We start from the raw sequence: 7,178 nt of genomic DNA, 5'->3' as shown, positions 1-7,178 counted from the left end.
CAAAGTGTAAGCAGCAGCGTGCAGATACTCTCCCTTTTCTCTACATCGAAGAAATTGTCATCGGTATAGAAAGGATTAAAAGAGATAGGATGTGCATCAGTATAGGTGAAATAGACCCCGTCCTCACCCTTGGTTTTGCGGTGGATAAGTTCACACAAGCCCTGATATGAGTTTCCCGTATCAACCAAGAGGACGTGCGCCCCCTGCTCGTAATACTGGCGTACCATGTGGTTGGTAAAGAAAGACTTACCACTACCCGAAGGACCCAAGATAAATTTGTTACGGTTGGTGATGACTCCCTTTTTCATTGGCAAATCCGATATATCCAGATGAATAGGTTTTCCAGAAAGGCGGTCAGCCATCTTGATGCCGAAGGGAGAGAGCGAATCCTTATAGTTTGTTTCTGCCGTAAAGAAGCAGAGGGCAGGCTCGATGAAAGTATAGAACGACTCTTCTGCCGGAAAGTCTGCGGCATTGCCGGGAATGCCTGCCCAGTAGAGCGTTGCCGCATCAATGGTATTGTGGCGTGGGTGGCATTCCATAAGAGCAAGTGCAGAGCCCACGTCATTCTTGATCTGGCGAAGTTCTTCCTTATCGCTACTCCATGCCAGTACGTTGAAGTGGGCACGGATGGAGGTCAGTCCCTGTGAATGGGCAATATTGAGATACTCCTGTATCCACTCCTCGTTGATTTGGTTGCTACGGCTGTAGCGTGCCAGCGAGTGCATATTTCTTGCCTGCTTTTCAAAGCGTTCCAAGTTGGCGTCGCTGTCTTCGATGAAGATATACTGGTTATAGATGTGGTTGCACGGCAGCATCAAGCCCACGGGAGCGGCAAAGGACAACCTGCAATCCGAGCGGTCGGTGGATAACCGCTCATATCGGCTGTCCGTGCTGACCGCTGTCGGCAGGTCATCCGTGTCGGAGAGTGTGTGTAGACAAAGCATATTGTCGCCCACACGCACAAGGTCTGCGCCCAGACGGATGTCCTCCAAAGACGAATGCCCTTCTTCAGATAAAGAGAAATACCTGTCGAGCAATCCTCCTTTTTCATTTGTGCCAACCAGCTCTTCTTCCGTCATGCGGGTAATCCTTATCTGTTCGGTATCGTTGATGATACGCTCGAATTGATCGACGGCTTCCATGAACTTCATCACTTCATCCTTGTTGGTGATCTCCTTGGGCAATAGGTGTCCACGGCAGAGCGAAGAAAAGTTGCTCTGCTGTGCCATACGCTGCTTGTTCGTCTTGGTAAGGAAGAGATAGACCGAGTGGTGTAGATACGGACGTTCGTTGAAGTGCCGTTCAGAGGAACGGGCAAGGAAACTCAGTCCGCCATCGGAGAGTTTACCTTGATAGTCCTCCTTAATAAACCAGTCCTGTTTGTGTACGATGCTGTAATTGGGTAGCACCTTGATTGCCTTATGCCAAGCAGAGTGCATTGCTTCGTATTCTGTTGAGGTAACGGTAAAGAGTTCGGGCAGCTCCACACGGAAAGCCACCGTGATGTCAGCATCTTTGCTCACCATGCACCCCTGCTCTACGGAGAGCAGTGGAAACTTCGACTCCAAGGTACTTATCTTACTGTTGTTTCTCATTGCTTCTTTCTTTTGGGTTGAAGGTTACAGATAAGGTGATAGACCGTCCGGCGGTTCACGAGGTAGCGTGGGTGCATTCTCACGGCTCCCTTTTTCATGAGTCCGTATTGCCCATACTTTCGGTTCATGGCAAACGTTTGCCACACCACGAGGGTGGCACCCACTATGCCTATGACCAGACAGGCTATCTGGCTCACTCCGCAGAGATAGAGAATGACCACGAGAATGAAGACGGCAAGCAAGCCTCCCGCAAAGAGGAAAAGATACTGTGCCTTCAAGCCCTTGAACTCCACCGTCCGACCTACACCTTTGTTGATTTCCCAACTCGCCATTGTTACAAGAAGAAAGAACGTAGGATGGTTGCCGCCACGATGAGGAAGATGCACGCACCGAACCAAGAGGCTGCGGTCTTGCTCGTATCGGGGTCGCCCGAACTGAACTTGTTATAGACCTTTATTCCTCCGATCAAGCCCACCACGGCACCGATGGCATAGATGAGTTTTGTGCCGGGATCGAAATAACTGGTCACCATCTTGGTGGCTTCATTGATACCCGCCATTCCATTGCCCTGCGCATAAGCTCCTACGGTGGCGGCAGCCATCAGGAGCAGCATTGTGATTTTCTTTTTGTTGTTCATTGCTGTTTTTATTTTAAGTTGTTAAACAAATTATTTTCTTTTTAGGGTGAAAGTGGCAAGGGGTAGCTCGGTTTTATCGTATGACAGATATTGGCAGATTGTTTTACTTTTGAGCCACCCCCGCATCACTTTACAATTTTATAATATGAGTAAGAACATTAGTTTACAGATAATATGACAGTGGACGCTCGCCCATATCGTCAGTTTCCGTCATCATATTGTCAGAAGAGTTCTTTCTGGAGGCATCGAAAGTGGACAATTCATCTGTCTGCTCTTCTCCTTCCTCTGCGCTTCGGATTTTATCCAGCAGGNTGGACTGCTCACCTTGCATTTTGGCGACATACTCCTTGTATTTCTCCATAAAGTCAGTGCCTTTAAGTTGACCGACAATTTCCTTGACTTCGGCATCATCTACCTCATCACTGTTCTTACGCCACTTTCTCATGCGACCTAAGTCACGTGCGAGGATAGATTGACTGGATACCTCGCCATCTTCAGATGCGGACTCAATGGGCAGACTCAGCTCCTCGCGAGCAACCTCGTTTTCGTCCTCTCTTTCCATCTCGTAGCTAACCTCCATCTCGTTATCCTCTTCCTTCATGTCCTCTTTCTTTTCGGAGTTCTGAGGTGCAAAATTATTACTATTCTGCTTTGAATTTTCAGATGATGAAGCAGAGGGAGCTTGTGGGATAATAGGGGAAATGGAACGGCTTTTGCCAATCAGTACAAACTCGGCTTGCTCTTCTGTTCCTTCTCCTTTTTGTCCGTCTTTTTCCTTCGTCGCTTCATTCTGCTTAGTCTGCTCATTGCACTTTTTATTTCTTTTGATAAGGACGCCATACGGAGATACATACCGCATATAGAAGTACAGGATACCCAGCATTATCCAAATGATGATGAGTATCAGTATAAAACTGAAAAGTATTGTTTCCATCATAGTGTTATAGTTGTCTTGCGTCTTTGCTTTGCTGCCGCACTGTTGAGCAATTCCAAATGTTCACGCAGGTGTTCCCGAAGGATGTTGTCAATATATGCGGCTATGGAGACACGCTCCCCCAAGTCCTGCAATACGTTGCGCAGATTCTGCAGCGTTTCCAGATTTATAGAGAAGGCTGTCCGCATTTGGGAACGGACGGGACGAAAGTACAGGGAACGGTACTCCTCGATGGAAAGGGATAGCCTGATGGGCTTTTCCATTCTCGGATTACTTTCTTTTCTTGTTTCCTTATCCCTTGTCTCCCCAGTTTCCTCATCGGTTTTTTCTGCAAATTTCTCTTTTAGCGTCTTTGCCTCTTTCTGGGTTCTTTCCTCCTCTCGTGATGTTTCAGGCAAAGGCGCAGCTTCATCGGTCGGGTCGAAGGAGTTGGGAGTCGTTGCTGGTTCCACAACGACGTTGTCCTCTGCCATTTTCTTCAGCTTGTTTTCCAGCTGTTGCTTTCTTTCCTCAATCGTTGCCATTTTCTGATTTCGTTTTTAGTTTGAGACGTTGTATCAAATCTGATATGAGCTCATCCACTCCTGTGCCTATTCTCAACCCCTTTGCGGGAGGCAGATAGGTGGAGCGAAACACTCCTCGTAGCCCGTATGTGGAAAGTTCGTGGGAGAAGCGGTGCATGGCATATACATAGCCGGGAAGGAGCGTGATTTGCTGCTCGTTGATGAATTTCGTGTATTCGTCGATGATGACGTTCCTTACCCTTCTGTCCACCTTGTTCCAAAACAGTATGATGTCCTTTATCCGGGAATCGGACATAGAAACTCCAATGTCCGTGATAGTCTTGGCGTATGCCAGACATGAGACCAAGGACTGGATGTCGGCTTCAAGCGGAGAAAGGATATAGTCCATCTGAAGGGACAGCTCCATCAGCTCAGAGGTTCCTGCATGACCGGGGAAGTCGAACACGACCACCTGAAACTCCTCGTCATGGAGTCTCTCGATATGGTTACTGGCTGTTTTGACCGCATCACGGGGGGCGGACTTGTAAATTCGGTATGCTTGTTTACCGAATGTCTGAAAATACGCTTCCATCGACCTTGACAGTTCCTCGCTTTTCTGAATGACACTCTTCTCTCGCTCCCTGAGCTTGTAAAAGGAATCCTGTGACAAGTCGCAGTCCACCACGAAGAGATTGACATCCTTCTCATAGAAAAGGATGCTACTTATGATTTCGGCAAGCGTACTTTTTCCCACTCCTCCCTTTTGCGAGGAGAACCCCAGAAAGAGGGGGTGTTGTTGTTTGTTCTCCATAATGATAATTTCTTAGTTTATATTATTTGTCTATTTGATGTTTGGATGTTCTTTTATTCTTAAGAGTTATTAGCAGACAGTTTGTTTTGACTACATTTGGTTCATACGATAGTCCTAAAGAACGATTTCGAGTTCTTACAATCTGTTGTACTGACAATAGTTTGTCATGACAATAAATTGTTATGAATATGTATTGTTCCTTCTTATTATCTTTGGTGCAAGCAGACAGTAATATGATATGTCTTTTGCTTGTGACATCATACCATTGTTCGCTCGTTCTGACTGCAAAATAAATGATATTTCGGCTGATTTTATGACGCCTGTGAAATGCAGGGAAATGAAAGGAAAAAGAGTGAATGTCGCTGATAATGAGATATTTGAAAATCTGCCGTAACTTTGCAGGCAGATAGAAGATATAGAGATGTATTCTTTGAAACAGACACCCTGAAAGGTGGATGCTTCTATTGCATCATCTCTTGATATTGGCAAGGTGTGTCTTTGTAACACAAACTTACAGTTGTACCACAAAGACCCTTGCCCCGAAGGGGAGATAAATTCCTCCAAAGTCGTAATTAGAAGATAAAACAGATATGAAAAAGGAAACGGAACACGGTTCAGAACGAAAAACTGCAGAAAAGCCGCGTTGGGACAACTGGCATGTGCGTCTTCCTAACCCGAAAGACCAGCAACGGGCGATTGATTTGTTTCAGCGTTCGGGCGCAGAAACCAAGTCGGATTTTGTGCGTGGGCGTATTCTTGGAGAGAGTTTCAAGGTCATTACGGTGGATAAATCCGCAGTGGAATACTATCGGAAACTCTCCGAACTGACAGCACAAGTCCATAAGATTGGCGTACTCTATAACCAGACCGTGCGTGCCATCAACAGTTATCACAGCGTAAAAACCGCACAGATTCTTCTTGAAAAATTGGAGAAACTCTCGGCTCAAATCATTGCCTTGCAGGAACAGGCTATCCGTCTTACCATAGATTACCGCAAGAAATGATAGCGAAGATTTCAAGTACGGAAAACCTTGGAGGGGCACTCGGCTACAACTTCAAAAAGGTTGAAAAAGGAGAAGCGAATATTCTTCTTGCCGCTGAATTGTATCAGAGCAAGGAAGGACGTTATACGATGGAGGACGTGCTTGCTGATATGGAGGCATTGATACCGAAGAACTGTCGTACCAAGAAGATGGTGTTCCATTGCTCCCTCAATCCGCACCCGGACGAAAAACTATCCGATGAAACGCTTATGCAGCTTGCCAAGGAGTATATGGAGGCACTCGGCTATGGCAAGCAACCCTACATCGTGTTCAAGCATAGTGACATTGCTCGCGAGCATATACATATCGTGTCGCTTCGAGTGAACGGAGAGGGAAAGAAAATCAACGACAAATTTGAAAAGCGAAGAAGCAAGAAAATTACTGATACCTTGGAAAGGAAATTTGGTCTCATTCCAAGTTCAAAAGTTACTGACAAGGCGATGAAAGAAACGCCCAAGATTGATACCACCCAAAGAAACATTAAGGAGCAGGTAGCAAGTATTCTTCGCATGGTGATGAAACATTATCGTTTCTGTTCTTTGGGCGAACTGAACGCCATTTTGGGCAAATATAACCTTGCTGTAGAAGAAGTAAAGACGGAGTTTCGGGGAAAGAATTACGATGGACTTGTCTATGTTCCGACTGATGATAAAGGTAACAAGGTAAGCACACCCATCCATGCCTCAGACATCGGCCGTGGTGTGGGCTATACTGCCATACAGGACAGGATACAGAAGTCGAAGCAAACCATCAAACCACTGATACCAACCATAAGGAACAAGGTGTTACAAACAATGCGTACCTCTCCAAAGACAGAGGAAGAACTTCGACAAAGATTGGAAGAACAAGGCTTGCGTGTGTTTATCCGAAAGAACGAAAGCGGTCGTATCTATGGCATTACCTTTATTGACGATAAAGAGGGAATTGCGCTCAACGGCTCCCGATTGGGCAAGGGATATGCTGCTAATGTATTCAACGCATATCTATCTAATCCAGCACACAATCCATTCTTGGATGAATCGCTCTATGGTAGTCCATCTGTTAGCCATGAGCAGACAAATAACACACAATCATTACAGCAAGACACAGAGGAAAGCGACAACCTGGTCGATGAACTTATCGACGATATGGTGGGAGAATCCTTCTCTTCATCGGGCAACGATGATTGGAAGGAAGCGGCATGGCAGCGTAAACTTCGCAGACAAAGTAAGGTAAATCTTAGACGTAGAAAACATTAATATAAACTCATTCAATAAATAGGCATTTCTTTCTCCCCTCCTTTGGAGGGGACGGGGGAGGCTCCCAAAACAATACAATTATGGCACAGGAGGATGATTTAAGGGCATTAGGTAAAGTCATGGATTTTATGCGGGGTATATCGGTGATATTCCTCTTGATAAATTGTTATTGGTTCTGCTACGAGGCTTTTTATGTCTGGGGTTTTACGCTTGGAATCATTGATAAGATACTGATGAATTTCCAGCGCACCACGGGATTGTTCTCTTCCATCCTTTGGACGAAACTCTTTTGTGTGGTGTTCCTTGCCTTATCCTGTCTTGGGACAAAGGGCGTGAAGGAGGAGAAAATCACGTGGCCAAAGATTTGGACGGTGCTTTTCTCAGGCTTTGTCTTTTTCTTTCTCAACTGGTGGC

The 7,178-nt window shown here is 45.9% G+C and carries 9 protein-coding genes; 3 read left to right on the top strand and 6 right to left on the bottom strand.

Annotated features, from left to right (window positions below):
• The 6 genes from HMPREF9304_RS11180 to HMPREF9304_RS11155 form a co-directional block, all read right to left on the bottom strand.
• A partial coding sequence (locus HMPREF9304_RS11180) for a TraG family conjugative transposon ATPase (protein WP_036927670.1) occupies positions 1–1,598 on the bottom strand: 1,598 nt, incomplete at its 3' end.
• Complete coding sequence (locus tag HMPREF9304_RS11175; RefSeq protein WP_036927668.1) at positions 1,595–1,930, bottom strand: DUF4133 domain-containing protein; 336 nt, start codon at positions 1,928–1,930, stop codon at positions 1,595–1,597. The genes HMPREF9304_RS11175 and HMPREF9304_RS11180, both read right to left, overlap by 4 nt.
• A 2-nt stretch (positions 1,931–1,932) precedes the next feature.
• The gene (locus HMPREF9304_RS11170; protein ID WP_004354999.1) at positions 1,933–2,235 is read right to left on the bottom strand and encodes a DUF4134 domain-containing protein; all 303 of its coding nucleotides are present in this window, start codon (positions 2,233–2,235) and stop codon (positions 1,933–1,935) included.
• Positions 2,236–2,398: 163 nt separating this feature from the next.
• A complete protein-coding gene (locus HMPREF9304_RS11165; RefSeq protein ID WP_036929176.1) occupies positions 2,399–3,172 on the bottom strand; it encodes a hypothetical protein in 774 nt (257 codons plus the stop codon).
• Positions 3,169–3,693, bottom strand: coding sequence for a DUF3408 domain-containing protein (locus HMPREF9304_RS11160; RefSeq protein ID WP_036929173.1), 525 nt, complete (start codon positions 3,691–3,693; stop codon positions 3,169–3,171). The genes HMPREF9304_RS11165 and HMPREF9304_RS11160 overlap by 4 nt, the downstream gene beginning before the upstream one ends.
• Complete coding sequence (locus HMPREF9304_RS11155; protein ID WP_036864573.1) at positions 3,680–4,483, bottom strand: nucleotide-binding protein; 804 nt, start codon at positions 4,481–4,483, stop codon at positions 3,680–3,682. Before HMPREF9304_RS11155 ends, HMPREF9304_RS11160 begins: the two co-directional genes overlap by 14 nt.
• 590 nt (positions 4,484–5,073) lie before the next feature.
• On the opposite strand from HMPREF9304_RS11155, the gene HMPREF9304_RS11150 reads away from it, so the two are divergent.
• The 3 genes from HMPREF9304_RS11150 to HMPREF9304_RS11140 form a co-directional block, all read left to right on the top strand.
• A complete protein-coding gene (locus HMPREF9304_RS11150) occupies positions 5,074–5,487 on the top strand; it encodes a plasmid mobilization protein (protein WP_036929171.1) in 414 nt (137 codons plus the stop codon).
• A complete protein-coding gene (gene mobB, locus HMPREF9304_RS11145) occupies positions 5,484–6,764 on the top strand; it encodes a conjugal transfer protein MobB (RefSeq protein ID WP_036929169.1) in 1,281 nt (426 codons plus the stop codon). The genes HMPREF9304_RS11150 and mobB overlap by 4 nt, the downstream gene beginning before the upstream one ends.
• Positions 6,765–6,844: 80 nt before the next feature.
• The coding region (locus tag HMPREF9304_RS11140; protein WP_036929166.1) for a YWFCY domain-containing protein at positions 6,845–7,178 on the top strand (334 nt) is incomplete at its 3' end.

The sequence above is a fragment of the Hoylesella timonensis S9-PR14 genome (assembly GCF_000762405.1).
Classification (GTDB): Bacteria; Bacteroidota; Bacteroidia; order Bacteroidales; family Bacteroidaceae; genus Prevotella; species Prevotella timonensis_A.
This window is presented reverse-complemented; position numbering and strand designations above follow the sequence as displayed.

Coding starts and splice junctions, on each gene's coding strand:
- HMPREF9304_RS11175 (WP_036927668.1), bottom strand. CDS start 1,930: ATGGCGAGTTGGGAAATCAACAAAGGTGTAGGTCGGACGGTGGAGTTC.
- HMPREF9304_RS11170 (WP_004354999.1), bottom strand. CDS start 2,235: ATGAACAACAAAAAGAAAATCACAATGCTGCTCCTGATGGCTGCCGCC.
- HMPREF9304_RS11160 (WP_036929173.1), bottom strand. CDS start 3,693: ATGGCAACGATTGAGGAAAGAAAGCAACAGCTGGAAAACAAGCTGAAG.
- HMPREF9304_RS11155 (WP_036864573.1), bottom strand. CDS start 4,483: ATGGAGAACAAACAACAACACCCCCTCTTTCTGGGGTTCTCCTCGCAA.
- HMPREF9304_RS11150 (WP_036929171.1), top strand. CDS start 5,074: ATGAAAAAGGAAACGGAACACGGTTCAGAACGAAAAACTGCAGAAAAG.
- mobB (WP_036929169.1), top strand. CDS start 5,484: ATGATAGCGAAGATTTCAAGTACGGAAAACCTTGGAGGGGCACTCGGC.